Raw genomic sequence first — 23481 nt, 5'->3', positions numbered from 1 at the left:
CGACACCCTGGGTGGCGGGTGGGGTTCAGTGACTAACCGGGGGTCGTGTCGCGCACCGGCGGGCGCGAGAGGACCTTGCGCACGTGCAGCGTGTACAGCCACGCTCCGAGGAAGACCACGCCGATCGCGGTCAGCGACCAGTGGAAGAAGTAGCAGGGCAGCAGCGCCAGCTGGAGCACCGTCCCGGCGTGCCAGGCCCAGGCCCGCTTCGTCATGCCCGCCAGCACGATCGCGGCCGCGGTGAGCACCAGGACGACCGTCACCGCCCAGCCCAGGTGCGGCACCTTGAGCATCCGCATCGGCGCCAGCGCCATCAGCAGGACGATGGCCTCCAGGCCCAGCACGCTCGCCCCGAGGGTGCGCACCGCCCGCTTCGGGTCGCGCAGACCCGAGCGCGTCGCGTCGTCCTCGCCGTTCTCCACCAATACCGCCTCCAAGCGGCCATCGTACGCAGCCGCGCACGGGCACCGGCCGTGGGCGCGGGCGCGGGGGACCCACCTCACCGGACGCGAAAGGGCGCGGCCCGAAGGCCGCGCCCTCTCCGGATCGTCAGGCGAACAGACCCTCGCCCCAGAACCCGCCCGGTCCCGCGACGCCCGGCGGGCACGCGAAGAGCCCGGAGCCGACGTGCCGGATGTACTCGTTCAGCGCGTCACCGCCCAGGTTCTGCTGGATCGGCACGAACCCGGTGCGCGGGTCGCGCTGGTAGGCGATGAAGAACAGGCCCGCGTCGAGGCGGCCGAGCCCGTCGGAGCCGTCGGCGAAGTTGTAGCCGCGCCGCAGGATCCGCGCGCCCTTGGCCTGCGTGTGATGGGCGAGCCGGACGTGCGCGTCCATCGGCGTGGCGGGCTTGCCGTCGGGGCCCTTGGCCTCGAAGTCCAGCTCGTCGAACTCGCCGGTGGCGTGCATGGGCGCCCCGGCCTTCTTGGTGCGGCCGATGACTCCCTCCTGCTCGGCGAGGGAGGTGCGGTCCCAGGTCTCGATGGTCATCCGGATGCGCCGGGTGACCATGTACGACCCGCCGGTCATCCACGCCGGGCCGTCGCCCTGCGGCACCCACACGTGCTCGTCGAGGAGCTGGGTGTCCTCGGCCTTGATGTTGTTGGTGCCGTCCTTGAAGCCCATCATGTTGCGGGGCGTGACCTGGTCGCGCGTGGTCGCCGAGGTGCGCCCGAAACCGAGCTGCGACCAGCGCACGGAGACCTTGCCGAAGCCGATGCGGGCCAGGTTGCGGATGGCGTGCACCGCGACCTGCGGGTCGTAGGCGCAGGCCTGGACGCACAGGTCGCCGTCGGAGATCTCCGGCCGCAGCGCGTCGCCCACGAAGTGCGGCAGCTCGGCCAGCGCGGCCGGTTTGCGGTCGGCGAGCCCGAAGCGGCCGTCGAACATCGACGGCCCGAACCCGATGGTGAGGGTCAGCCCGCCCGGGGGCAGGTCGAGGGCCTCACCGGTGTCGTCCGGCGGGGCGGCCGGGTGCCCGTCGACGGCGCCGGTCGCGCCCGCCGGGTGCCCGGCGGTCATCTGCGCGGCGGCGGCGCTCCAGGCGCGCAGCAGCGCGATCAGGTCGTCCCTGGACTTGGTGATCAGGTCGAAGGACGCGAAGTGCAGCCGGTCCTGGGCCGGGGTGGTGATCCCGGCCTGGTGCGTTCCGTAGAACGAGATCGGCGCCGAGACGTCGGCGGCCTGCGCGACGCCGGACGGGCCGAGCGCCAGGGACGTCCCGGCCACGCCGACGGCGACACCGGCGCCGCCGACGAGCCCGAGCATCGTCCGCCGCGAGATGTTGCTCTCGCCCATGGCGACTGCTCCTTACTGGGTAGGGGCGTTACTGGGTGGGGAGGACCTTGGCGCCCACGTGGCTGAGCGGCTCGGCGAGCGCGTTGACCACGTCCGACAGTTCCTTCAGCTCGGTCTGGGTGAGCTCGTTGTGGAGCTTCCAGCCGTCCCCGGACTTGTACTTGGCGAGGGTGTCGTTGACCGTCTTGAAGGCGGTGTCGAGGGTGCCCAGGAAGGCCGCGTCGCGCTTGGCCAGGACGGGCCGGAGGGCCTCGATGGCCTGCTGCGCGCCGGAGACGTTGGCGTTGATGTCCCACAGGTCGGTGTGGGAGAAGACGTCCTCTTCGCCGGTCATCTTGGTGGCGGCGACCTCGTCGAGGAGCTCCTTGGCGCCGTTGCCGACCTGGGCGGCCGACAGCTCGGCGCCCTTGGCCTTCTCGGCGATGGTCTTCACGTCGGCGATGAGCCGGTCGGCGATGGGGCCGGAGTCCTTGATGTCCTTGCCGATCCAGAGGTCCTTCTCCAGCTTGTGGAAGCCGGTGAACTCCTGGCCCTGGGCGAGGTCGGCCTCGCGGCCGTCGATGAGCGGGTCGAGGTCGCCGAAGATCTCGGCGACGGGCTCGATGCGCTCCCACGGCTCGCGGGCGAGCGGGTAGAGGCGCTTGGCCTCGTCCAGGTCGCCCTTCTTGACGGCGGTGGTGAACTGCTCGGTGAGCTTGACCAGCTCGTCGGCCTGGGTGGCGACGTAGGTCTTGTAGGTGGCCACGGCGGCCGAGAGCTCGGCGTCGTCGGCGGCCACGGCGTCGTCACCGGTGACGGTGATGGGGGTGCGGATGCCGTCGCCGACCATGCCGGGCTTGCAGGTGCCCTGGAAGGTGCCGGACTTCAGGGGAACCGACAGCTTGCGGGTCAGGCCGGGGGCGACGTTCTCGACCTCGCCGACGATGACGTCGTTCTCGCCGTAGATGTAGAACTCGGTGACCTGCGCGCCCTTGTTCTCCACCACGAAGGTGTAGTTCCCGGTCGACAGCTGGGTCTTGTCGAGCTTGCACTCGCTGTCGGTGGCGGTGACCGCGATCTCGTTGGACGCGCCGCCCTTGTCGTCGGCCTTGTCGCCGCAGGCGGCCAGGCCGAGCACGGCGGTGGCCGCGAAGGCTCCGGCGGCGATCATCCGGGTCCGGGGGGTGTTCACACGGTCTCCTTTGCGGGCGTCGCGTCCGATGCGACGGGTTTGGGCGCGGTCTTCTCGGCCGGCCAGAGGAAGAACAGCAGTACGGGCACGATGTAGGCGGCCCACGCGATCGTCTCCAGGACGGTGGGCTGGGGGGTGAAGTTCAGCAGCCCGCGCACCAGCTCGGCGTACCACTCGGTGGGCTTGAACCACGAGGTGATGTCGAAGGCGTGGGTGTGCAGGCCGGGGAGGACACCGGCCTCCTGGAAGTCGTGGACGCCGTACTTGAAGATCCCGCCGGCCACGAAGACCAGGATCGCGCCGGTCCAGGTGAAGAACTTGCCGAGGTTGACCCGGACGGCGCCCAGGTAGAGCAGGACCCCGATGACGATCGAGGTGACCAGGCCGCCGGTGAGCGCCCACAGCGGCCCGAGGCCGCTCTCGTTGGCGGCGGCGGCGTAGAAGATGAGGCTGGTCTCGATGCCCTCGCGGACCACCGACAGGAAGGCCATGAGCAGGACGGCGAAGCCGCCGACGGTGATGGCCTCGGCGAGCTTGGCGGTCAGTTCGCCCTTGAGCTTGCGGGAGACCTTCCGCATCCAGAAGATCATCCAGGTCACGAAGACGACCGCCAGGACCGACGTGATCGCCTCGAACAGCTCCCGGTCGGCGGGGTCCTTCAGGAGGGTGGTCTCGGTGTAGGTGAGCAGCCCGCCGAACAGGACCGACAGGGCCACCGCGGCGCCGACACCGGCCCAGATCAGCGGGAGCCGGTCCCGCCGTCCGGCCTTGACCACGAACGCCACGAGAATGGATACGACGAGGGTCGCCTCCAGGCCCTCGCGCAGGCCGATGAGATAGATGCCGAGGTTCGGCATGGCCGTCTCCGATGAACGTCACGGATGGGTGAGGCGAGGCTACCCATGGGAAGGTAAGCCTTGCCTGGCCACATTAGTGACGGGCGGTGGCCGGTTGTCAAGCCGGGGGGTGACAGCGTCCCGCATCGTTACCGGATGGTGATGCACGGATCGCGCTGCGGTGACGATGGACACCCCGGACCCCGGTTGATCACCGGGAACGGTGAGGAAACCGTCCGGTGCCTCACCCGCCGATGAGGGTCACGCCCGCCCAGAAACGCGGATCCCGCGCCCGGTGTTCGAGCTCCATGAGCGACTCCCGGACGATCGTCAGCGGCACCGGCCCCCGGTCGGCGGCCAGCCGCCGGTGGAACGCCCCGGTGAAGATCTCCCCGGCGGCGGCGTCCATGTCCCACAGGGACGCCGCGACCAGCGGGACGCCCCGCTCGAACAGCGCGTGGGCGACGCTGTGCCCGTCGGCGCTGTAGGCGTCCGGGGTCCGCCCGACACGGCAGGCGGTCAGCAGCGCGACCCGGGGACGCGTGAAGCGCTCCATCGCCAGGTCCTCCCAGCCGATCGCGGAGTCCCGCAGCAGCAGCGAGGGCACGGCGTGCCCGTCCAGGACGTCGCCGTGGCAGTGCAGCTCGATCACATCGTGCCCGTGGCAGCGCCCGATCAGGTCGGCGGCGGCGACGTCCCCGCCGAGCAGGGTGAACTCGCTCCCGGCCACCCGCAGGACCCGCCGCCCGTCGGCCAGCTCGGCGCGCATGTCGCCGAGATCGTCCAGCCCCGGCCGCAGCCGCGTGTTCGGGGCGACCACCGCCAGCACCGCCGGGCGCTCCACCAGCCGCTCGCCCGCCACCCGCGACAACGCCCACGGGTCGGGGATCACGGTGGACACCGAGGACCGCAGCAGCGAACCCGAACCGTCGGCGGCGACCGCGCCGGTCACCGGCAACCGCCGCCACGGCCCGGTGAGGCACCACGCCACGCGCGGGCAGTCCCCCGGCACGAGCGCCAGGACCTTCGCGGCCAGCTCGTGCCACAGGGTGTCCAGCAGCCCGGCCAGATCGCCCGACTCCAGCCGGCCGGCGGCCCGCCGCAGCCACTCCGGGGTGAAGGAGGGCACGGTGATCTCACCGACGCCGTCTCGCGCGACGACCACGGCCAGGCCGCCGGTGGAACCCGAGGACAGCACGACCACCGCGTCCACGCCCGGCGTGAGGCAGTCGGCGAGATCGCGTTCGGCGGCCGCGACCGGGTCACCGCCCAGGGCCGCGCCCGAGCGGGTCACCAGCACCGGCGGTTCGAGATCGCGCCGCCCGAAGTAGGCGATCGCCTCGAAGAAGTGGTCGGCGGAGAGGTCCTGCGGCGGCGCGGCGCGGAAATCGGCCGCCGAGGCGCGGATCTGGCCGCCCATGGCGTCCATGAACCGGCCCAGGTGGTACTCGGGATCGGGCACGTCGGCGACGAAGGAGTCGATGACCCGCAGGTGGTGCCAGGTGACCCCGGACGCGGCCAGCGCGGCGGAGTAGAGCCCGGGGACGCCCGCCGCTCTCGCCCGCGCCATCGTCTCGCCCTGCGCGGCGTCCAGGCGGCGCATCACCCACTCCTTGGTCGCCGCGGCCGTCTCCAGCCACGCCGGGCTCCACAACGCCGACAGCAGCAGGTTCCACGCGTCGTACAGCTGGAGCAGGCCGTGCCCGGCCAGCGCCGTCTCCACCTTGGTCATGGTGTGCTCCAGCGTGAGCCGGAAGTCCTCACGGCGTCTCACGGGCTCCCCCGAGGCTCTCGCGGACCATCTTCAGTGAGTACAAGTAGGAGCGCTCCCACTGCTCCACGCCCTCGATGAGGACGGCCTCCTCCATCCGCCCGGCCAGGGCCAGGCCGAGGGCGTCGGCGAAGGGACAGGTCACCGAGCCGGAATCGACCCGGACGCAGCGGATCGCGGTCTCCACCTGCCGCCGCGCGGGCACGAACCCGGCCCACGCCTGCGCGAAGCGCGGGGCGAGGTCCAGCAGGATCGTCTGCGTCCCCGAGGGCACCGCCGGGCCGGGTTCCTCGCCGTAGGCGGGGTAACGGACGACGAGGGAGTCGCTCAGCCGCAAGCCGGTCCCGGGGTGCAGGCGGTGGAACTCGGCGACCGGGACCACGTCCCGGGAGTACCCGGCGGCGGTGTCCAGGACCACCGACCGCTCGGCGGCGTCACGGGCGGCCAGGCGCGGGTCGGCGACGGCGCGGGCGGCGTAGACGTCCAGGGACATCTCCAGCGGGCGCGTCTCGACGAAGCGGTTGCCGATGGCCGACATCAGGGTGAGGTTCGCGGCCGCCGCCAGGCGCGCGGCCAGCTCGCGTCCCTCCTCGCCGCAGAGGGCCGCGCGCAGCTCGCCGTCCTCGCGGCCCCGGACCAGCTCGCGGGCGCGGGCCCGGTCGGCGAGGTAGTCGATGCGGTTCTGGTCGCTGTCGGTAGTGCGGGTGTGGACGTCGAACTCGCCCTTGTCATCGCTGCCGGTGATGAGGACGTGCTGCGCGCGGGAGCGGATCTCGCGGGCCCGCCAGAGGGTGAAGACCGGGGTGAACACCGCCACGACGGTCACCCACGAGCAGCTGGGCCCCAGGCGTCCGTAGGGCCACAGGATGGCCGTCTGCGCGGCGGCGATCACCAGGATCGCGCCACCGAGCACGGCGGCGACGGGCAGGATCAGCCGCAGGTGCGGACGCCACAGCCGCCCGTCGGGCTCCGACTCGTGCGGGTGCCGCCGGTCGCCGTACCGCTCGGTGAGCCGGACGGTCCACCGGTAGGCGAGGACGCCGACGGCCGCGGCGAACGGCAGGAGCGCCACCGTCCGCCATGGCGCCAGGCCCGGCGCGGCCCAGGTGAGGAACCCGGCCCCGCAGGAGGCGGCGATGATGACGCCGATGAGGGCGTGCAGGCGGTAGGGCGTGGCGAGCACGGCCACCGCCGCCAGCGGGGAGTCACCGCGGATCTCCTCGGTGGCGATGACGTCGGTCCGGACCCGCCAGCCGCGCCTCACGTCCGGCCACCGTCCACAGGGGACTCCGGCGCGGCCGGTTCGGGAGGTTCCACCCGCTGCTCCGCGCCGTCGCCGGGCTCCGGCTCCACCGAGCCGAACTGGAGGACCCAGTTGATCCGGCGCCCGTTCGTCCCGTGCGAGATCCGGACGCCGACCCGCCGGATGACCAGGTAGAGGACCACCATGCCCGTGCCCGGCGCGACGGCGCCGGTCAGCGCCGGCAGCCACGTCTCCGCGCCCGCCTTCGCCTCGCCGAGGCGGCTCTCGGGCTCGAAGAACCTGGCCCGCCTCAGCTCGCCGCCGAAGCGGGACGCCGCCATGCCCGTCCACGCCGCCGCGAGGGCGAGGACGAGCGCGGCCAGGGCGAGCGGGAGACTCTCCAGCCCGAAGGCCAGGACCGCTCCGGCGGCCGCGAGCAGCGTCAGGGCTCCCACGGCCACGTGTGTCCAGCGCATCGCGCGCAGGACGCGGTCACGCGTTAAAGAGCAGGTCCGGCCCATGTCTTCTCCCCCGATCTCACCCGGCCCGGCCGGGGCGGCCGGGCCCGATCCATCCTCCTACAGCGCGGCCAGCGCGCGGTCGATCCGCTCCAGGTTGGCCAGCGCGGCCGCCTCGCGCTCGCGGATCTTGGCGACCACCGCGTCGGGCGCCTTGGCCAGGAAGGCCTCGTTGCCCAGCTTCTTGCGGCACTGGTCGAGTTCCTTCTCGTTGACCGCGCGGTCCTTGGCCAGCCGGGCCCGCTCGGCGGCCACGTCGATGGCGCCGCGGGTGTCGAAGTCGACGCCGACCTCGGTGGTGGCCGCCAGCGAGGCCGTCACCGTGAACTCGGCGCCGGGGGCGTCGAGGCGGGCCAGCGAGCGGATGAGCGCCTCGTCCCCGGCGATGCCGGCGGCGTCCAGGCCGCCGAGGCGGGCCGCGACGCGCTGCGAGGGCTTGAGGCCCTGGTCGGCGCGGAAGCGGCGGATCTCGCCGACCACGCGCTGGATGGCGTCCACGCGGGCCTCGGCGGACGGGTCGCGCAGCTCGGGACGGAACCGCGGCCAGCAGGCCGTCATCACCGTCTCGCCGCCGGTCAGCGCCGTCCACAGCTCCTCGGTGACGAACGGCGTCAGCGGGTGCAGCAGCCGCAGCAGCGTGTCCAGGACCTCGCCCAGCACGCGGCGGGTGCGGTCGGCGGCCTCGCCGCCCTCGAAGAGCACCGGCTTGATGAGCTCCAGGTACCAGTCGCAGACGTCGTCCCAGGCGAAGTGCCGCAGGGTGTCGGAGATCTTGGCGAACTCGTAGCCGGTGTAGTACTCGTCGACGGCGGCCACCGTCTCCTGGAGGCGCGAGAGGATCCAGCGGTCCACCGTGGACAGCTCCGCGGGCAGCGGGCCCGTGGTGGTCGCCCCCGACATCAGCGCGAAGCGGGTGGCGTTCCACAGCTTGTTGCAGAAGTTGCGCGAGGCCTGCACCCAGTCCTCGCCGATCGGCACGTCCACGCCCGGGTTGGCGCCCAGCGCGAGGGTGAACCGCAGCGAGTCGGCGCCGTAGGCGTCCACCCAGTCCAGCGGGTCGACGGTGTTGCCGAAGGACTTCGACATCTTCTTGCCGAACTGGTCGCGGACCATGCCGTGCAGCACGATCTCCTTGAACGGCACCGCGGCCTCGGGGGCGGCGTCCTTGAACGCGTACAGGCCGAACATCATCATCCGGGCGACCCAGAAGAAGAGGATGTCGTAGCCGGTCACCAGCACCGAGTTCGGGTAGAACGCGGCCAGGTCGGGCGTCTCGTCGGGCCAGCCCATCGTGGAGAAGGGCCACAGCGCCGAGGAGAACCAGGTGTCCAGGACGTCGGGGTCCTGCGTGTAACCGGCCGGCGGCTCCTCGCCCTCGGCCAGGCACACCTGCTCGCCGTTCGGGCCGTGCCAGATCGGGATGCGGTGGCCCCACCACAGCTGCCGGGAGATGCACCAGTCGTGCAGGTTGTCCACCCACCCGAAGTAGCGCTTCTCCATCTCCGGCGGGTGGATGGCCACCCGGCCGTCGCGGACGGCGTCACCGGCGGCCTTGGCGAGGGGCTCCACCTTCACGAACCACTGCTTCGACAGGCGCGGCTCGACGGTGGTCTTGCAGCGCGAGCAGTGGCCCACGGCGTGCACGTACGGGCGCTTCTCGGCCACGATCCGGCCCTGCTCGCGCAGCGCGGCCACGATCGCCGGGCGCGCCTCGAAGCGGTCCAGGCCCTGGAACGGGCCGTGCGCGGTGATGACCGCGCGCTCGTCCATGACGGTGATGGACGGCAGGTCGTGGCGGCGGCCGATCTCGAAGTCGTTCGGGTCGTGGGCGGGGGTCACCTTCACCGCGCCGGTGCCGAAAGACGGGTCGACGTGCGCGTCGGCCACGATCGGGATGCGGCGGCCGGTCAGCGGCAGCTCCACCTCGGTGCCGATGAGGTGCTTGTAGCGCTCGTCGTCGGGGTGGACGGCCACCGCGGTGTCGCCCAGCATCGTCTCGGCGCGCGTGGTGGCCACGACGATGGAGTTCTCCCCCTCGCCGTAGCGGATGGAGACCAGCTCGCCCTCGTCGTCGGAGTGCTCGACCTCGATGTCGCTGATCGCGGTCAGGCAGCGCGGGCACCAGTTGATGATGCGCTCGGCGCGGTAGATGAGGCCGTCGTCGAAGAGGCGCTTGAAGATGGTGCGCACCGCGCGGGACAGGCCCTCGTCCATGGTGAAGCGCTCGCGCTCCCAGTCCACCGAGTCGCCCATGCGCTTCATCTGGTCCAGGATGAGCCCGCCGGACTCCTCCTTCCACTGCCACACGCGCTCGATGAACGCCTCGCGGCCCAGGTCGTGCCGCGACACGCCCTCGGCGGCCAGCTTGCGCTCCACCACGTTCTGGGTGGCGATGCCGGCGTGGTCCATGCCCGGCTGCCACAGCGCCTCGAAGCCCTGCATGCGCTTGCGGCGCACCAGGGCGTCGATGATGGTGTGCTCGAAGGCGTGCCCGAGGTGCAGGTTGCCCGTCACGTTCGGCGGCGGGATGACGATCGCGTAGGGCTCGCGCCCGGAATCGGCCACCGCGCGGAACCGGCCGTCCGATACCCACTTCGCGTAGCGCGCCGACTCGACGTCGGCGGGGGTGTACTGGGCCGGCAGTTCGGGGCGTGCCTGGGATGCGTCTGCGCTCGTCACGCCGATGAGTCTACGAAAGGCGGGGTGGCCGCCGTGGCCCGGTTTGGGACCACCGCGCCGGACGCGCCGCGCGCCCGCCGCGATCTGGGCGAATCGGCCCGCTTCCACCCCTATCCTCAGGCGGAGACCCACGTCGGGAGGAACCGTCATGAGCGAGGCCGCAGCCCCTTCCCCGGCGGAGGGGACGGAGTCGGAGTCGGTCGGCACCGTCGTCCTGGCCGGCGCCATGAACCTCGCCATCGCCGCCGCCAAAGGCGTCGCCGGGTTCCTCTCCGGCTCCTCGGCGATGCTGTCGGAGGCCATGCACTCCGTGGCCGACACCACCACCGAGGTCTTCCTCTTCGTCGCGCTGCGCCGCTCGGCCAAACCCGCCGACCGCCGCCACCCCCTCGGGTACGGGCGCGAGGCCTACCTGTGGGCGTTCCTGGCCGCGGCCTTCACGTTCGTCGCCGGTGGCGGCTTCTCCATCGGGCACGGCATCCAGGAGATGGGCGCGACCGAGGAACCCGGCGACTACCTCGTCTCCTACATCGTGCTGGCGATCTCCTTCATCCTGGAGAGCGTCTCGCTGGTCCGGGGCCTGCGGCAGACCAGGGGCGAGGCGAGGCGCTGGGGGACGTCCTCGGCGAAGCTGCTCAAGTACACCCCCGACACCACGCTGAAGGCCGTCGTCCTGGAGGACACCGCCGCGCTGGCCGGGCTCGTCATCGCCGCCGCCGGGCTGGGCCTGAGCGAGATCACCCGCTCGCCGTTCTGGGACGGGCTCGCCTCGGTCCTCATCGGCGTCCTGCTGCTGGCCGTGGCCGGGATCCTGGCGTGGTCGAACGTCTCGCTGCTGATCGGTCAGTCGGTGCCGCAGAAGCTGCGCGAACTGATCATCAATGACCTGGAAGAACTGCCCGAGGTGGTGCAGGTCCGCGAACTGGTGGCCCTCCACATTGGACCTTCCGACGTGCTGGTGGCGGCCAAAGTCGATTTCGTGGACGCCGTCAGCGCCGGGGACATCGAGACCGCCGCCGATGCCGCCGAACGCCGTTTGCGGGCGCTTTACCCGTCGATCGCCTATCTGTTCCTCGACCCGACACCCGGCCCGGCCAAGCCCGCCGATTGAGCGGGCGACCCTATCGATTCCGGGGTGAAAAGTCGACCGGCGAAATCGCGCGTGGATTCTGCTAGGCTCGCGCACGATTCCGGCCGTGATGCCGATCACAGCCGCTCATTCAGCGTTCCCTCCTGATTGGAGAACCGGCGTTGACCGCCCCCGAACGGACTCCTCCCCCTACTGCCGGTCCCACCACATCCGGGCGATCGGACCGCAGCGGGTGGAACTGGCTTCTCATCATTCCGGTGGCCCTTCCCCTCCTGCCGTTCATCTACAACAGCGATGAGCCGCGCCTCTTCGGATTCCCGCTGTTCTATTGGCTCCAGCTGGCCTTCATCGGCGTCGGCGTCGCCGCCACCAGCGTCGTCTACCTCATGACGAAGAAGAAGGGCGGCGAATCATGAAGACCCAGTGGACCGAACTGATCGTCTTCGCCCTCTTGTTCGTCGGCGTCTCGGCCATCGGATTCGTCGCCTCTCGCTGGCGCCGCCCCGGAACCATGGAACACCTCGACGAATGGGGACTGGGCGGCCGCAACTTCGGCGGCTGGATCACCTGGTTCCTGATCGGCGGCGATCTCTACACCGCCTACACCTTCGTCGCGGTTCCCGCACTGGTGTTCGGCGCCGGCGCGCTCGGTTTCTACGCGGTGCCTTACACGATCGTGGTGTACCCGATGCTGTTCCTGGTCCTGATCCGGCTGTGGTCGGTCAGCCACCGGCACGGATTCGTGACCCCGGCCGACTTCGTGCGCGCCCGGTTCGGCTCCCCGATCCTGGCCCTGCTGGTCGCCATCACCGGCATCGTGGCGACCATGCCCTACATCGCCCTCCAGCTCGTCGGCATCGAATCGGTGCTGAAATCGATGGGCGTGACCTGGGACCTCAAGCTCGGCGGCGTCACCCTGAACCTGCCGATCATCATCGCCTTCGCGATCCTGGCCGCCTACACCTACCAGTCCGGCCTGCGCGCCCCGGCGCTGATCGCCTTCGTCAAGGACACCCTCATCTACGTGGTGATCTTCGCGGCGATCCTGATCATCCCCTCCCAGATCGGCGGCTGGGGCGCCATCTTCGACAAGGCGCAGGTCGTCTTCGAGGGGACCAAGAGCCCCGCCGACGGCCTCCTGCTCAACGCCAACAACCAGCTCCAGTACGTCACCCTGGCCTTCGGCTCGGCGCTGGCGCTGTTCCTCTACCCGCACTCGGTGACCGGCCTGCTGGCCTCGAAGAACCGGGGCGTCATCAAGCGGAACATGTCGGCGCTCCCGGCCTACTCGCTGCTGCTCGGCCTCATCGCCCTGCTCGGCCTCATGGCCCTGGCCGCCGGGACCAAGCCGATCGGGACCGACAAGAACACCATCGTCCCGCAGCTGTTCGACTCGATGTTCCCCGACTGGTTCACCGGCGTGGCCTTCGCCGCGATCGGCATCGGCGCCCTCGTGCCCGCCGCCATCATGTCCATCGCCGCGGCGAACCTGTTCACCCGCAACATCTACAAGGAGTACATCCGCAAGGACGCCAGCCCGAAGCAGGAGGCCTCGGTCAGCAAGATCGTGTCCCTGGTCGTCAAGTTCGGCGCCGTCCTGTGCATCCTGCTGCTGGACCCGCAGTTCTCCATCGACCTCCAGCTCATCGGCGGCGTGATCATCCTCCAGACCCTGCCCTCGGTGGGCCTGGGGCTGTACACCCGCTGGTTCCACAAGGGCGGCCTGGTGGCCGGGTGGATCGCGGGGATGGGGCTGGGGATGTGGATGCTGTGGCTGATCGGCAACCCGGTGACGGGGAAGCAGCACTTCGCCGGATCGGCCTTCCCGCTGGAGAAGTGGGGGCTGGACACCAAGATGACGATCTATGTCGGACTGGTGGCGGTGGTGGTGAACCTTGGGGTTGCTGCTCTGGTGACGCTGGTGCTTCGGGTCGGGAAGGTCGCTGATGGGGTGGATGCGACTCGGCCGGACGACTACTTCGCCGACGAGGGTGACGAGAAGAAGCCCGAGGAGGACGAGAAGACCGTCGTGGAGACCGTGAGCTCCACCTGACGGGCGCGGCAACGATGAGGGGCGGGCCCGAAGGCCCGCCCCTTCGCCGTCAGCCCCGGCCGAAGAGGCCCTTCTTCTTCGGGATCTCCATCGGGTCCTCCTCCACGACGGCCTCCAGCCGGGCCACCTCGACGCGCAGGTGATTGTCCGAGTGGAAGATCGTCTTCCCATCCAGGGAGACATAGGGCGTCTGGACCGCGACCAGCCAGCTCGTCTCACCGGTCCGGTAGATCTGGCGGCCGCTGTTCTTGCCGTCCTCTCGGGCGCGGACGCCCTTGGTGCGGCAGAACTCCCGGGCGATCTCGATCGCCGCCGCACGCCCCTCCGGCACATGGATCGGGGGCATGAGGACCCGCTCCTCGCTCTGTGTCCGTTCCACCAGCACGTACCAGTCGTCCGCGTCGCTCATGCGTGGATCATGCATCACGGCCCGCCGGGCGAGACCCCCGCATGACGGGAGACGACGGCGGCCGGTGGGTCCGCTTCAGGGGAAGTGAGAATCGTCGTCCTCGGTGGTGTATCCGGCTCCGGCTCATCGGGGACCGCCTAAGGTCGAAGGCGACACACACCTTTGCTAAGGAGTTCTCGCATGGCCGGAACGGTCCGCACCGCGCACACCAACTGGACGGGCACCCTCCTCGAAGGCTCGGGCGTCGTCCACTTCGACAGCTCGAACCTGGCCTCCACCGATGTCACGTGGGCTTCGCGCGCCACCGAGGCCAATGGCCTGACCTCGCCCGAGGAGCTCATCGCGGCCGCGCACTCGTCCTGCTTCTCGATGGCCTTCTCCGCCGGGCTCACCAAGGCCGGCACGCCGCCCACCGCTCTGGAGACCACCGCCGAGGTGACCTTCGTGCCGGGTACGGGCATCACCGGCATCGCGCTGAGCGTGGTCGCCGAGATCCCCGGCATCTCCGAGGAGGACTTCCAGGCCGCCGCGCAGGCCGCCAAGGAGGGCTGCCCGGTGAGCAAGGCGCTGGCCGCCACGCCGATCACGATCACCGCGACCCTCAAGTAGTCGCGTCCGGGTACGGCCCGGTAGTACCTTCGACGGCCCGGGGACTTCTCCCGGGCCGTCGATCCCTTTTGGAGCAGCTGGCATGAACGCCGCCGACATCGTCACCATCGCCGCCGGCGTCACCGGCGCCCTCATCTCCGGGGTCTTCTTCGGGTTCTCCGTCGCGGTGAACCCGGGGCTGCACGCGTTGTCGGACGCCGACTACCTCAAGGCGATGCACTCCATCAACCGCAAGATCCTCAACCCGGTCTTCCTGCTGACCTTCGTGGGCTCGGCGATCCTCGTCGTCGTCGCCGCGATCATGGCCGCCGGGACCGACGGTTTCTGGCTGCTGGTGGCCGCCGCCGCGCTGTACGTCGTCGGCCTGTTCTTCGTCACCGCGGGCGGGAACGTCCCGCTGAACAACCGCCTGGACGCCTTCGACCCGTACACCGCCGACGAGGCCGCGCTGGCCGAGATGCGCGGGGTGTTCGAGAAGCCGTGGAACCGCCTGCACACCGTGCGCACGCTGGCCGGCATCGCCGCGACGATCCTGGTCTTCTGCGCACTGGCGGTGTGACCCAGGCCATATTCGGTATTCGCCGAAAGGTCACGGCCATAGGTTTCCCGTCATGAGCAGCAATCCCCCGGCCACCGGCCTGGATCGCCGGGCCGTCCTGGCCATCTCCTTCACCGTCCTGTGCTGGGCCTCGGCCTTCGTGGCGATCCGCAGCGCCGGCGAGCACTTCTCCCCCGGCGCGATGGCGCTCGGCCGGCTGCTGGCCGGCTCGGTGGTGCTGCTGGTGATCGCGCTGGTGACGCGCTCGAAATGGCCGCCGAAGCAGGCGTGGCCGGGGATCGTCATCTCCGGCCTCCTGTGGTTCGGCGGGTACATGGTGATGCTGAACTGGGGCGAGCGCGAGGTGGACGCGGGCACCGCGGCGATGGTGGTGAACATCGGCCCGATCCTGATCGCGCTGCTGGGCGGCTGGCTGCTGAAGGAGGGCTTCCCGTCGCGGCTCATGGCGGGCATGGCCGTGTCGTTCGCGGGCGCGATCATCGTGGGCGTGTCGATGTCTTCGGGCGGGTCGTCGTCGGTGCTGGGGGTCGTGCTGTGCCTGCTGGCGGCGGTGGCCTATGCCATCGGGGTGGTCTCGCAGAAGCCCGCTCTCAAGCACGCCTCGGCGGTGCAGGTGACCACGTGGAGCTGCGTGGTGGGGACGGTGGCGACCCTGCCGTTCACGCCGAACCTGATCGACGACGTCCAGACCGCGCCGCTGGGCGCGACGCTGAGCGTGGCCTACCTGGGCGTGTTCCCGACGGCCCTGGCGTTCATCACCTTCAGCTACGCGCTGCGGCGGACCACGGCCGGGAAGCTGGGCGCCACGACCTACGCCGCCCCGGCGCTGGTGGTGCTGATGTCGTGGCTGCTGCTGGGCGAGGTCCCGGCGTGGCTGACCCTCGTGGGCGGCGTGGTGTGCCTGGCGGGCGTGGCGGTCGCGCGGTCCAGGCCGAAGGTGCCCGCGAAGGTGCCCGCCGGGACCTGACCTGGCGAGCGTGGGCGACCTATCGTCTTGAAATGGACTGCGACCTGCCGGATTGCGCCTACCTGCCCGATGATTGCAGCGGCGACTGCTCCACCGCCGGGTGCGGCGGCTCGTCGTCGTCGAAGCGAAAGCGTCCCCCGCATGAGGAACCGCAGCAGGATGAAGGCGCGGTCCACCGGGTGATGCGGGCGATGGCGCTGGACGTCCTCCCCGCCACCGCCCGCCCGCTGCGCCCGTGGTCGCCGCGCCTCCTGGGCGTGTGGGCGATCCGCTTCTACCAGCGGTTCCTCTCGCCACGGCTGCCCTACCGGTGCCGGTTCACCCCGTCGTGCAGCCGGTACGGGATGGCGGCGGTGCGCACATACGGGCTGTGGCGCGGTTCGCGCCTGGCGGCCGGGCGGATCCTGCGCTGCAACGGGACGGTCCGGCGAGGCACCGCCGATCCGCTCCGGGTACCGGGGGAGGCGACGGCGCACTAATCTTGCGCCATGATCACCGAACGGGGACCTCTCACGGTGATCGGTGGCGGTGTGGCGGGCGTCCCGCGCGGGTATTTCACGATGGCGGGCCGACGGCGGCACGGTCCGCGCCCGCGGCTCGCCGACGACTAGGAGCTTTCGTGTACGAGATCATCATCGGCCTCTACGGCACGGCCAAGGACGTGACCCGCATCGGGACGGCCGCCGCCGATCTCCTCGAAGCGCGCGCCCTGGGCGCCTCGCTGTCCATCGTGGACGGCGGTGGCCGCCACGACGACCTGGCCGAGCAGTGGCGGATCACCCATCCCGGCACCGACCCGGGCACCCGCGCGGCCTTCGAGCTGCGGGTGGGCCTGGAGTCGGGGCCGGTGGACGTGGCCGCGCTGACCGAGGCGATCACCCGGGTGGTGTGCCCGGATCCGGAGCACTCGACGCCGTGCCGGGTGCCGTGGGACTCGTACTGGCGAGAGAACTGAGCCGGCCCGCCAGGAAGCGCCGCTCGGCGGCGTTACGGGTGAGCGCGATCGCGCGGCCGTAGGCCTCGGCCGCGCCCTCGGCGTCCCCGAGCCGGGCGAGGAGGTTCGCGCGGACCACGTGGAACGTGTGGTGCCCGTCGAGGGGCAGCGCGTCCACGAGGTCGAGCCCGGCGCGCGGCCCGTGCGTCTCGGCCACCGCCACCGCCCGGTGCAGCGCCACCACCGGACTCGGGCCGATCGCCAGCAGATGGTCGTAGAGGAGCACGATCTGCCGCCAGTCGGTGGCCGGGCCGTCGGTGTGGACGGCGTTGATCGCCGCCTGGAGCTGGTAGGGACCGGGCCGGTCCCGGCGCAGGCAGCCCCGGACCAGGGCGTGCCCCTCGGCGATCGCGGCGGCGTCCCAGCGGCCCCGGTCCTGCTCGGGCAGCGGCACGGGCGTCCCGTCGGCGGCCACGCGCGCGGCGCGGCGGGCGTCGGTGAGCAGCATCAGCGCGAGCAGCCCGGCGACCTCCGGCTCGTCCGGCATGAGCTCCCGCAGGAGCCGCCCCAGCCGCAGCGCCTCGGCGCACAGCTCCGGCCGCACCAGCTCACCGCCTTCGGAGGCGGTGTGGCCCTCGGTGAAGATCAGGTAGACCACCGCGAGGACGCCCGCGAGCCGGTCGGGCAGATCGGCGTCCCGCGGCATCCGGTACGGGATGCCCGCGTCCCGGATCTTCGCCTTGGCGCGGACGAGCCGCTGCGCCATCGTCGTCTCGGCGACCAGGAACAGCCGCGCGATCTCCGGCGTGGCCAGCCCGCCGAGCATCCGCAGCGTCAGCGCCACCCGCGCCTCGGGCGCCAGCGCGGGATGGCAGCAGGTGAAGACCAGGCGCAGCCGGTCGTCGTCCACGGGACCGTCCTCCTCATGGGGCGAGTCGTCGGCGAGCAGGACCGCCTGCCGGTGCTTCCCGTCGCGTTTGGCCTCCCGCCGCAGCCGGTCCAGCGCCCGGTTCCTCGCCGTGGTGATGATCCAGCCCGCCGGACTGGGCGGCGGCCCCTCACGGGGCCACCGCCGCACCGCCTCGGCGAAGGCGTCCTGCACGGCCTCCTCGGCCAGGTCGAGGTCCCCGAACCGCCCGGCGAGCACCGACACCGCGCGCCCGTGCTCGGCCCGGAAGACCTCGGCGACGGCCTCGGCGCCGCTCGCGGGAGTGGAGGTCATCCGAAGAAGGGCCTGACCTCGATGGGCAGGCCGGTGATCTCGGCCTGGCGGCGCGCCCAGTCCAGCGCCACGTCCAGGTCCGGCGCCTCGACGATGCTGAAACCGCCCAGGTGCTCCTTGCCCTCGATGTAGGGCCCGTCGGTCATGACGACCCCGCCGTCACGAGCGCGCAGAACGGTCGCGCTGGACGCGGGATGCAGGCCCGAACCGAAGATCCAGCCGTCCTGGGCGCGGATCTCGTCTTCGAGCTCGCCCAGCCGACGCATGATCACGTCGAGCGCCTCGGGCTCGGGGGTGGGGCCCTCGGGGTGGTACATGGCGAGGAGGTACTTCACGGTGACTCCCTGGGTGGGTCGGTGAGCGGGTCGGTGAGCGGGTCGGAGTGGTTCACCGGCTACACGAAGAGGGTCTACGGGAATCGACAGTGCGGTGGAAGTTTTTTTCCCGGCGGTGGTCGGGCTTCCAAGGGACTCCGTCCCCTGGACCCCGGGACCCGGCCGGTTGGGTGGGTGGGTGGTGACGGCCGTACTCGGCTGTGGCCGGGTTTCATCCCGGCCGCGCTTTTCTCACGCGCTCATCCCCACGCCCGTGGGGAACACCCTTCACGACCTGGCCCTCCACCACGCCGCCCACCCGATTCTCGCCCTCACCCCGTCCCGCCGCCAGCCCGCGTCTCCGCCCGTCTCCTCTCCCGGCCTTCTCCTCACTCTCCTCCCCGCCCTGTGTCCCCCGCCACATCCCCTTGCCATCTTGATACCCCCCTAGGGTATAAATTCCACTCGTGGCCGCCCGCCACGGCCTCCCCTCCGGGAAGCCCACCCCAGGGGGCACTCCATCCACTGGATACCCCCTACCGGTAAGGAGTAAACCATGTCTCAACCCGCCCCCCGGCGCTGGTGGGCCCTCTCGCTCATCGCGCTCGCGCAGTTCGCCGTCATCATGGACACCAGCATCATCGGCGTGGCCCTGCCCGAGATGCGCGAGGTCCTCGGCTTCACCCAGGAGAACCTGTCCTGGGTCTTCAATGCCTACGTCGTCGTCTTCGGCGGCCTCCTCCTGCTCGGCGGGCGGCTGTCGGACCTGTTCGGCGCGCGCCGGGTCTTCGGCCTCGGCTGGGCCGTCCTCGCCGCCGGCTCCTTCGTCGCCGGGTTCGCCGGGAACGTCGCCACCGAGCTCATCGGGCGCGGCGTCCAGGGCGTCGGCGCGGCCCTCATCGCCCCCTCGGCGCTGACGCTGCTGATGATGCTGTTCGGGCACGACCCGAAGGAGCTCACCAAGGCCTTCGCCTTCTACGGCGCGGCCGCGCCCGCCGGTGGCACCGCCGGCGTCTTCCTCGGCGGCCTGATCACCGAGTACGCGTCCTGGCCGTGGGTCTTCTACATCAACATCCCCCTGGCGCTGCTGGTGCTGATCCTGCTGCCGCTGTGGCTGCCCGGCGGCAAGCTCGCCTCCGGCGGCTCCATCGACGTCCTCGGCGCCCTCACCGCCACCCTCGGCCTCGGCGCCGCCGTGTTCGCCGTGGTCCGCGCCCCCGAGGTCGGCTGGGGCCACCTCGCGACCTGGGGACTGCTGCTGGGCGCGGCGGTCCTGCTGGCCCTCTTCGTCCTCATCCAGGCGAAGAAGAAGAGCCCGCTGATGCCCCTGGCGATCTTCCGGGCCCGCAATCTCGGCTCGGCCAACCTCGCGCAGGTCCTGCTCGGCGGGGCGTGGGTCCCGATGTGGTTCTTCCTGAACCTGTACCTCCAGCAGGTCCTCGGCTACACCGCCTTCCCCTCCGGCGCGGCCCTGCTGCCGATGACCGGGCTCATCATGGTCGGCATGATCGCCATCGCGCCGAAGCTCCTGGCCGTCTTCGGGCCGAAGACGATGATCGTCAGCGGCATGATCCTGCTGGCCGGCGGACTGGTGTGGCTGTCCTTCATCCGCCCCGACGGCACCTACGCCGCCGACGTCCTGCCCGCCTCACTGCTGTCGGCCCTCGGCATGGCCCTGGCCTTCATCCCCTCCCTGTCCACCGCGATCTCCGCCGCCCGCCCCGAAGAGGGCGGCCTCGCCTCCGGCATCGTCAACACCGGCTACCAGATCGGCTCCGCCCTCGGCCTCGCCGTGGTCACCGCCGTCTCCGCCGCCTACGGCGCCGGGGAACTGGGGAACAAGGAGGCCCTCACCGACGGTTTCTCGGTGGCCTTCATCGCCGCCGCGATCATCGCCGCCGCCGGAGCCGTGCTGACCCTGGCGACCTTCCGCAAGACGAAGACCACCGTCTAGAGCAAGATCGAGAACGGGACCCGGGCGCACCCGCCCGGGTCCCGCCACCACGAGGAGACCGCCATGAGCGACCTGCCCGCCGCCGTCCACGCCATGCTCGCCGACGCCACCGCCCACGGCCTCACCGTCACCGTCCGCGAACGGCCCGCCGCCAGCTCCCTCCCCGAGGCCGCCGCCATCCTCGGCGTCACCCCCGCCGACATCGCCAAGACCATCGTCGTCAAACGCGGCGAGGGCAGCTACCTCTTCGCCGTCATCCCCGGCGACAAGACCATCGCCTGGCCCAGACTCCGCGCCGCCGTCGGCGTCAACCGCCTCTCCCTCCCCGACGCCGCCGAAGCCCTCACCGCCACCGGCTACGAACGCGGCACCATCACCCCCATCGGCGCCCGCGGCGACTGGCCCCTCTACATCGACGCCTCCCTCACCGGCCGCACCACCGCCATGGGCGCCGGAGCCCACGGCTACAGCGCCTTCGTCCCGATCGACGACCTGGCGAAGGGGTACGGCGCGACGGTGGTGGAGCTGGTCTAGGGGGTGAGGTGACCGGCGTGGAGGAGGCCGTCGTGGTCGGTGACGAAGATCCGCCGGAAGCCGGTGTCGATCAGCCCGTCCTCCCGCAGGCGGATCAGCGCCCGGTAGACCGTCTTCTCCGACACCCCGATGAGCGCGGCCAGCTCGGGCTGGGTGATGTCCAGGCCGATCTCCACGCCCCGCGGGCACGACTCCCCGTAGGACGAGCCCAGCTCGGCCAGCGCCCGCGCCAGCCGCGTCTCCGCCGGGAGGCCCGGCGCGTCCGCCCGCCGCTCGTTGGCCCACCGCAGCCGGTCGGAGACCAGCCCGGCCAGCTCCAGCGCCGCCGCCGGGTAGCGCCGCAGGTAGGTCCGCAGGTCCGTCTGGGTGATCAGCCGGAAGTAGACCTCACCGCAGGCGACCACGCTGGCCCCGCGCGGGCGGTCGTTCAGGACGGCGACGTCGCCCACCAGGTCCCCCGGCGCCCGGATGGCCAGCAGCACGTCGCGCCCGCCCGGTCCCGGCGCGGCGATCTTCACCAGGGCCCGCTGGAGCAGTAAGGCGTGCGCTCCCGGCTCCCCCGCGCGCAGCAAGACCGTCCCCGGCACCGCCCGTCTCGACACCCCCAGAGACTCCAGCGCGACCCGGTCGGGTCGCGGCAGGCGGTGCAAAAAGGTCCCCGTCGGCCAGTCGCCCATGTCCCCTCCGTCAACCGGTCGGCCCACCGTCGACGCGGCGGGTCGCCTCAACGATCGCACGGGGCGGACACGGAGAGCGAGGGTCCTTTCGGGCACCGTGGTCAGTCCGGGTAGATCCGGAACCCCGGTTTCACCCGATGCGTCAGCGACGCGTAGAACCCCACCGAGTCGTCCTCGGCGAGCAGGTCCATTCGCGACAGTCCACATCGGTCGAAAACGGCCGCGACCAGCCGCTTCCCGATACCTTGGCCGCGCCGGTCGGCTGCGGTGACGAGGGTGGCGAGGTAGGCGGTGGTGACGCCGTCGGTGAGGGCGTGGGCGAAGCCGGCCACGGTCTCGCCGTCGAGGGCGACGAGGGCGATGACGCCGGGCGCGGTCAGCGCCCGGGTCACCGTCTCGGGATCCGACCAGCTGGGCCAGTTCTCGGCCGCGCACAGGGCCATCACGCCGGTCAGGTGGGCGGTGGTGAAGGTGTCGATCCGCATGGCCGTCATAGTGCCCAGGCTCGCAGCTTCTCGGGGTTGCGGACCGCCCACATCCGCCGGATGCGGTCGCCGTCGATGTCGAAGGCGATGACGGTGAAGGGCTCGCCGTCGTGTTCGGCGACGAGGCCGGGCCGGCCGTTGACCGTGCGCTCGTGGAATCGCATGGTGGGGATGAGGTCGAGGATGCCGACGGCGTAGCGGGCGACCTTCGCGGCGCCCTCCACCGGGTCCATGACCGAGTTGACGAGTCCGCCGCCGTCGGCGACGGCGACCGCGCCGGGGTCGAGGAGGCCGACGAGGGCGGCGATGTCCTTGGCCTCCCAGGCCTTCTTGAAGTCGCGGACGACGGACGCGCGCCCGGCGAACGGCGTCGCCGCCGGGCGGGCGTCCCGGACGCGGCGGCGTGCGGAGGCGGCGAGCTGGCGGCACGCGGCGGGGCTGCGCCCGATGACCTCGGCGATCTCGGCGAAGGGGTGGCAGAAGACGTCGTGGAGGATGAAGGCGACGCGCTCGGCGGGCGTCATGGACTCCAGGACGACCAGGAAGGCCATGTCGACCGACTCGTCGAGCGTCACCCGGTCGGCGGGGTCGGACTCGCCGTCGCCGGGCAGCGGTTCGGGCACCCAGGAGCCGACGTAGCGTTCGCGGCGGGCGCGCGCCGAGCCGAGCAGGTCCAGGCAGATGCGCCCGGCGACGGTGGTCAGCCACGCGCCGGGCGAGGCGATGCCGGCGCGCTGCTCACCGGACATGGCGTACCAGCGGGCGTAGGTCTCCTGCACGACGTCCTCGGCCTCCGACAGCGAGCCGAGGAGCCGGTAGCCGAGGTTGATGAGCTTGCGCCGCTCGGCCATCACCGCGCCGAGTTCGGGGTCTTCCATGGGCACCTCCTGATCCCGACGACGAAACCACGCGCCCGGCTGTGAGCCGCGCCTCACCGCCTCACATCCGCCACGGCGGCGTCGTCGTACCGGTGACACCGCAGAAAGGGAACCACCATGCGCAAGCTGTACACCGGCCTGACCGTCCTGCTCGGGGTGGCCGTGGGCGCCCAGTTCTACTTCGCCGCCGCCGGAGCCTACGGCGCCTCCTACCGCCCGCACCACACCCTCGGGTACGTGATCTTCAGCCTGCCGGTGCTGATGCTGATCGTGGCGGCAGTCGGACGCCTGGGCGCGCCGCTCGTCATCGGCCCGGCCGTGGTCGCCGGGCTGGTCACCGTCGAGGTGATCGTGGCGGCGGTGTCGCGCAACTTCGACGGGACCGCGCGCGGCCTGGTCTTCGGCCTGCACGCGCTGGCGGCGGTGGGCATCCTGCTGACGGTGTGGCGCATCGCGAACCGGCTGCGGTCCTGAGCCTCAGCGCGTCCCGGCCGGAAGGGGCGCCTTGACGCGGTTGCCGTACTCCATAGTGGACTCCTCGCCGTGCCGTCGGGGACGGAGAAGGCCACCACCGCCGCGCGGGTCGCGCCCGCCTCGATGGGCGTGCCGGAGTACGAGCCGTCCCGCCACGGGAAGGTGTGCCACTCGTCGTACCGGGCGTCCTCGAACGCGGTGACGACGATGGCGTTGTCGTGGCAATGCCGGTCGTCGCCCGGATCGCGGGCGCCGAGCCGGTCGCGTCCGCAGACCTCGCCGGTGCCGAACCGCAGGCCCAGGGCGA

General features: G+C 71.5%; 25 protein-coding genes. 11 read left to right on the top strand and 14 right to left on the bottom strand.

All coding sequences use genetic code 11. The features are described from left to right. Positions 1 to 32: 32 nt before the first annotated feature. From QSK10_RS32375 to QSK10_RS32340, 8 genes are all read right to left on the bottom strand, one after another. Positions 33 to 437 carry a DUF4233 domain-containing protein gene (locus QSK10_RS32375; RefSeq protein WP_285667331.1) on the bottom strand — a complete coding sequence of 135 codons (405 nt, stop codon included), beginning with the start codon at positions 435 to 437 and terminating at the stop codon, positions 33 to 35. Positions 438 to 549: 112 nt separating this feature from the next. Next, positions 550 to 1797, bottom strand: a complete 1248-nt coding sequence (gene efeB, locus QSK10_RS32370; RefSeq protein WP_285667330.1) for an iron uptake transporter deferrochelatase/peroxidase subunit — start codon at positions 1795 to 1797, stop codon at positions 550 to 552. A gap of 28 nt (positions 1798 to 1825) precedes the next feature. Continuing rightward, entirely contained in the window at positions 1826 to 2968 is a 1143-nt protein-coding gene (gene efeO, locus QSK10_RS32365; protein ID WP_285667329.1) for an iron uptake system protein EfeO, read from the bottom strand. Further along, on the bottom strand, positions 2965 to 3825 hold the full coding sequence (gene efeU, locus QSK10_RS32360) for an iron uptake transporter permease EfeU (protein WP_285667328.1): 861 nt from the start codon (positions 3823 to 3825) through the stop codon (positions 2965 to 2967). Before efeU ends, efeO begins: the two co-directional genes overlap by 4 nt. A gap of 223 nt (positions 3826 to 4048) precedes the next feature. Continuing rightward, entirely contained in the window at positions 4049 to 5578 is a 1530-nt protein-coding gene (locus tag QSK10_RS32355; RefSeq protein WP_285667327.1) for a CHAT domain-containing protein, read from the bottom strand. Next, entirely contained in the window at positions 5565 to 6839 is a 1275-nt protein-coding gene (locus tag QSK10_RS32350; RefSeq protein ID WP_285667326.1) for a hypothetical protein, read from the bottom strand. Before QSK10_RS32350 ends, QSK10_RS32355 begins: the two co-directional genes overlap by 14 nt. Further along, entirely contained in the window at positions 6836 to 7339 is a 504-nt protein-coding gene (locus QSK10_RS32345; protein WP_285667325.1) for a hypothetical protein, read from the bottom strand. The genes QSK10_RS32350 and QSK10_RS32345 overlap by 4 nt, the downstream gene beginning before the upstream one ends. 57 nt (positions 7340 to 7396) lie before the next feature. Then, on the bottom strand, positions 7397 to 10015 hold the full coding sequence (locus QSK10_RS32340; RefSeq protein WP_285667324.1) for a valine--tRNA ligase: 2619 nt from the start codon (positions 10013 to 10015) through the stop codon (positions 7397 to 7399). A 148-nt stretch (positions 10016 to 10163) separates the two neighbouring features. Here QSK10_RS32340 and QSK10_RS32335 point away from each other — a divergent pair, with 148 nt between their 5' ends. The 3 genes from QSK10_RS32335 to mctP all read left to right on the top strand — a co-directional run bounded on the left by QSK10_RS32335 (position 10164) and on the right by mctP (position 13158). Continuing rightward, complete coding sequence (locus QSK10_RS32335) at positions 10164 to 11126, top strand: cation diffusion facilitator family transporter (protein WP_285667323.1); 963 nt, start codon at positions 10164 to 10166, stop codon at positions 11124 to 11126. Between the two features lie 140 nt (positions 11127 to 11266). Next, positions 11267 to 11521 (top strand): DUF3311 domain-containing protein, encoded by a 255-nt coding sequence (locus QSK10_RS32330; protein WP_285667322.1) that lies wholly within the window; start codon positions 11267 to 11269, stop codon positions 11519 to 11521. Next, the gene (gene mctP, locus QSK10_RS32325) at positions 11518 to 13158 is read left to right on the top strand and encodes a monocarboxylate uptake permease MctP (protein WP_285667321.1); all 1641 of its coding nucleotides are present in this window, start codon (positions 11518 to 11520) and stop codon (positions 13156 to 13158) included. The genes QSK10_RS32330 and mctP overlap by 4 nt, the downstream gene beginning before the upstream one ends. A 49-nt stretch (positions 13159 to 13207) precedes the next feature. On the opposite strand, the gene QSK10_RS32320 is transcribed toward mctP, so the two are convergent. Next, on the bottom strand, positions 13208 to 13567 hold the full coding sequence (locus QSK10_RS32320; RefSeq protein WP_285667320.1) for a hypothetical protein: 360 nt from the start codon (positions 13565 to 13567) through the stop codon (positions 13208 to 13210). Positions 13568 to 13747: 180 nt separating this feature from the next. Between QSK10_RS32320 and QSK10_RS32315 the strand changes: the two genes are divergently transcribed. The 5 genes from QSK10_RS32315 (at position 13748) to QSK10_RS32295 (ending at position 16657) form a co-directional block, all read left to right on the top strand. Next, complete coding sequence (locus tag QSK10_RS32315) at positions 13748 to 14176, top strand: OsmC family peroxiredoxin (protein ID WP_285667319.1); 429 nt, start codon at positions 13748 to 13750, stop codon at positions 14174 to 14176. 82 nt (positions 14177 to 14258) lie between these two features. Then, a complete protein-coding gene (locus tag QSK10_RS32310) occupies positions 14259 to 14735 on the top strand; it encodes an anthrone oxygenase family protein (protein WP_285667318.1) in 477 nt (158 codons plus the stop codon). Between the two features lie 52 nt (positions 14736 to 14787). Further along, the gene (locus QSK10_RS32305) at positions 14788 to 15702 is read left to right on the top strand and encodes a DMT family transporter (RefSeq protein ID WP_285667317.1); all 915 of its coding nucleotides are present in this window, start codon (positions 14788 to 14790) and stop codon (positions 15700 to 15702) included. 32 nt (positions 15703 to 15734) lie between these two features. Beyond that, complete coding sequence (yidD, locus tag QSK10_RS32300) at positions 15735 to 16181, top strand: membrane protein insertion efficiency factor YidD (RefSeq protein ID WP_285667316.1); 447 nt, start codon at positions 15735 to 15737, stop codon at positions 16179 to 16181. Positions 16182 to 16321: 140 nt separating this feature from the next. Continuing rightward, a complete protein-coding gene (locus QSK10_RS32295; protein WP_285667315.1) occupies positions 16322 to 16657 on the top strand; it encodes a hypothetical protein in 336 nt (111 codons plus the stop codon). Here QSK10_RS32295 and QSK10_RS32290 read toward each other — a convergent pair. Further along, the gene (locus QSK10_RS32290; RefSeq protein WP_285667314.1) at positions 16578 to 17858 is read right to left on the bottom strand and encodes an RNA polymerase sigma factor; all 1281 of its coding nucleotides are present in this window, start codon (positions 17856 to 17858) and stop codon (positions 16578 to 16580) included. The two genes, QSK10_RS32295 and QSK10_RS32290, sit on opposite strands and share 80 nt — an antisense overlap. Next, positions 17855 to 18193 carry a YciI family protein gene (locus QSK10_RS32285; RefSeq protein ID WP_285667313.1) on the bottom strand — a complete coding sequence of 113 codons (339 nt, stop codon included), beginning with the start codon at positions 18191 to 18193 and terminating at the stop codon, positions 17855 to 17857. Before QSK10_RS32285 ends, QSK10_RS32290 begins: the two co-directional genes overlap by 4 nt. Positions 18194 to 18728: 535 nt before the next feature. Between QSK10_RS32285 and QSK10_RS32280 the strand changes: the two genes are divergently transcribed. Together QSK10_RS32280 and QSK10_RS32275 are read left to right on the top strand one after the other, a co-directional pair. Further along, on the top strand, positions 18729 to 20126 hold the full coding sequence (locus tag QSK10_RS32280; protein ID WP_285667311.1) for an MFS transporter: 1398 nt from the start codon (positions 18729 to 18731) through the stop codon (positions 20124 to 20126). Between the two features lie 63 nt (positions 20127 to 20189). Next, a complete protein-coding gene (locus QSK10_RS32275) occupies positions 20190 to 20660 on the top strand; it encodes an aminoacyl-tRNA deacylase (RefSeq protein ID WP_285667310.1) in 471 nt (156 codons plus the stop codon). On the opposite strand, the gene QSK10_RS32270 is transcribed toward QSK10_RS32275, so the two are convergent. From QSK10_RS32270 to sigJ, 3 genes are all read right to left on the bottom strand, one after another. Next, on the bottom strand, positions 20657 to 21337 hold the full coding sequence (locus QSK10_RS32270; protein WP_285667308.1) for a Crp/Fnr family transcriptional regulator: 681 nt from the start codon (positions 21335 to 21337) through the stop codon (positions 20657 to 20659). The genes QSK10_RS32275 and QSK10_RS32270 overlap by 4 nt on opposite strands. Before the next feature lie 101 nt (positions 21338 to 21438). Next, positions 21439 to 21822 carry a GNAT family N-acetyltransferase gene (locus QSK10_RS32265; RefSeq protein WP_285667306.1) on the bottom strand — a complete coding sequence of 128 codons (384 nt, stop codon included), beginning with the start codon at positions 21820 to 21822 and terminating at the stop codon, positions 21439 to 21441. Positions 21823 to 21827: 5 nt separating this feature from the next. Further along, a complete protein-coding gene (sigJ, locus tag QSK10_RS32260) occupies positions 21828 to 22700 on the bottom strand; it encodes an RNA polymerase sigma factor SigJ (RefSeq protein WP_285667304.1) in 873 nt (290 codons plus the stop codon). Between the two features lie 117 nt (positions 22701 to 22817). On the opposite strand from sigJ, the gene QSK10_RS32255 reads away from it, so the two are divergent. Continuing rightward, positions 22818 to 23174 (top strand): DUF6220 domain-containing protein, encoded by a 357-nt coding sequence (locus QSK10_RS32255; protein WP_285667303.1) that lies wholly within the window; start codon positions 22818 to 22820, stop codon positions 23172 to 23174. Positions 23175 to 23481: the final 307 nt, after the last annotated feature.

Source organism: Actinorhabdospora filicis, assembly GCF_030269765.1.
In the GTDB taxonomy this organism is placed as follows: domain Bacteria; phylum Actinomycetota; class Actinomycetes; order Mycobacteriales; family Micromonosporaceae; genus Actinorhabdospora; species Actinorhabdospora filicis.
Note: the sequence above shows the minus strand (reverse complement) of the source record. Positions and strands in the feature narration are given on the sequence as shown.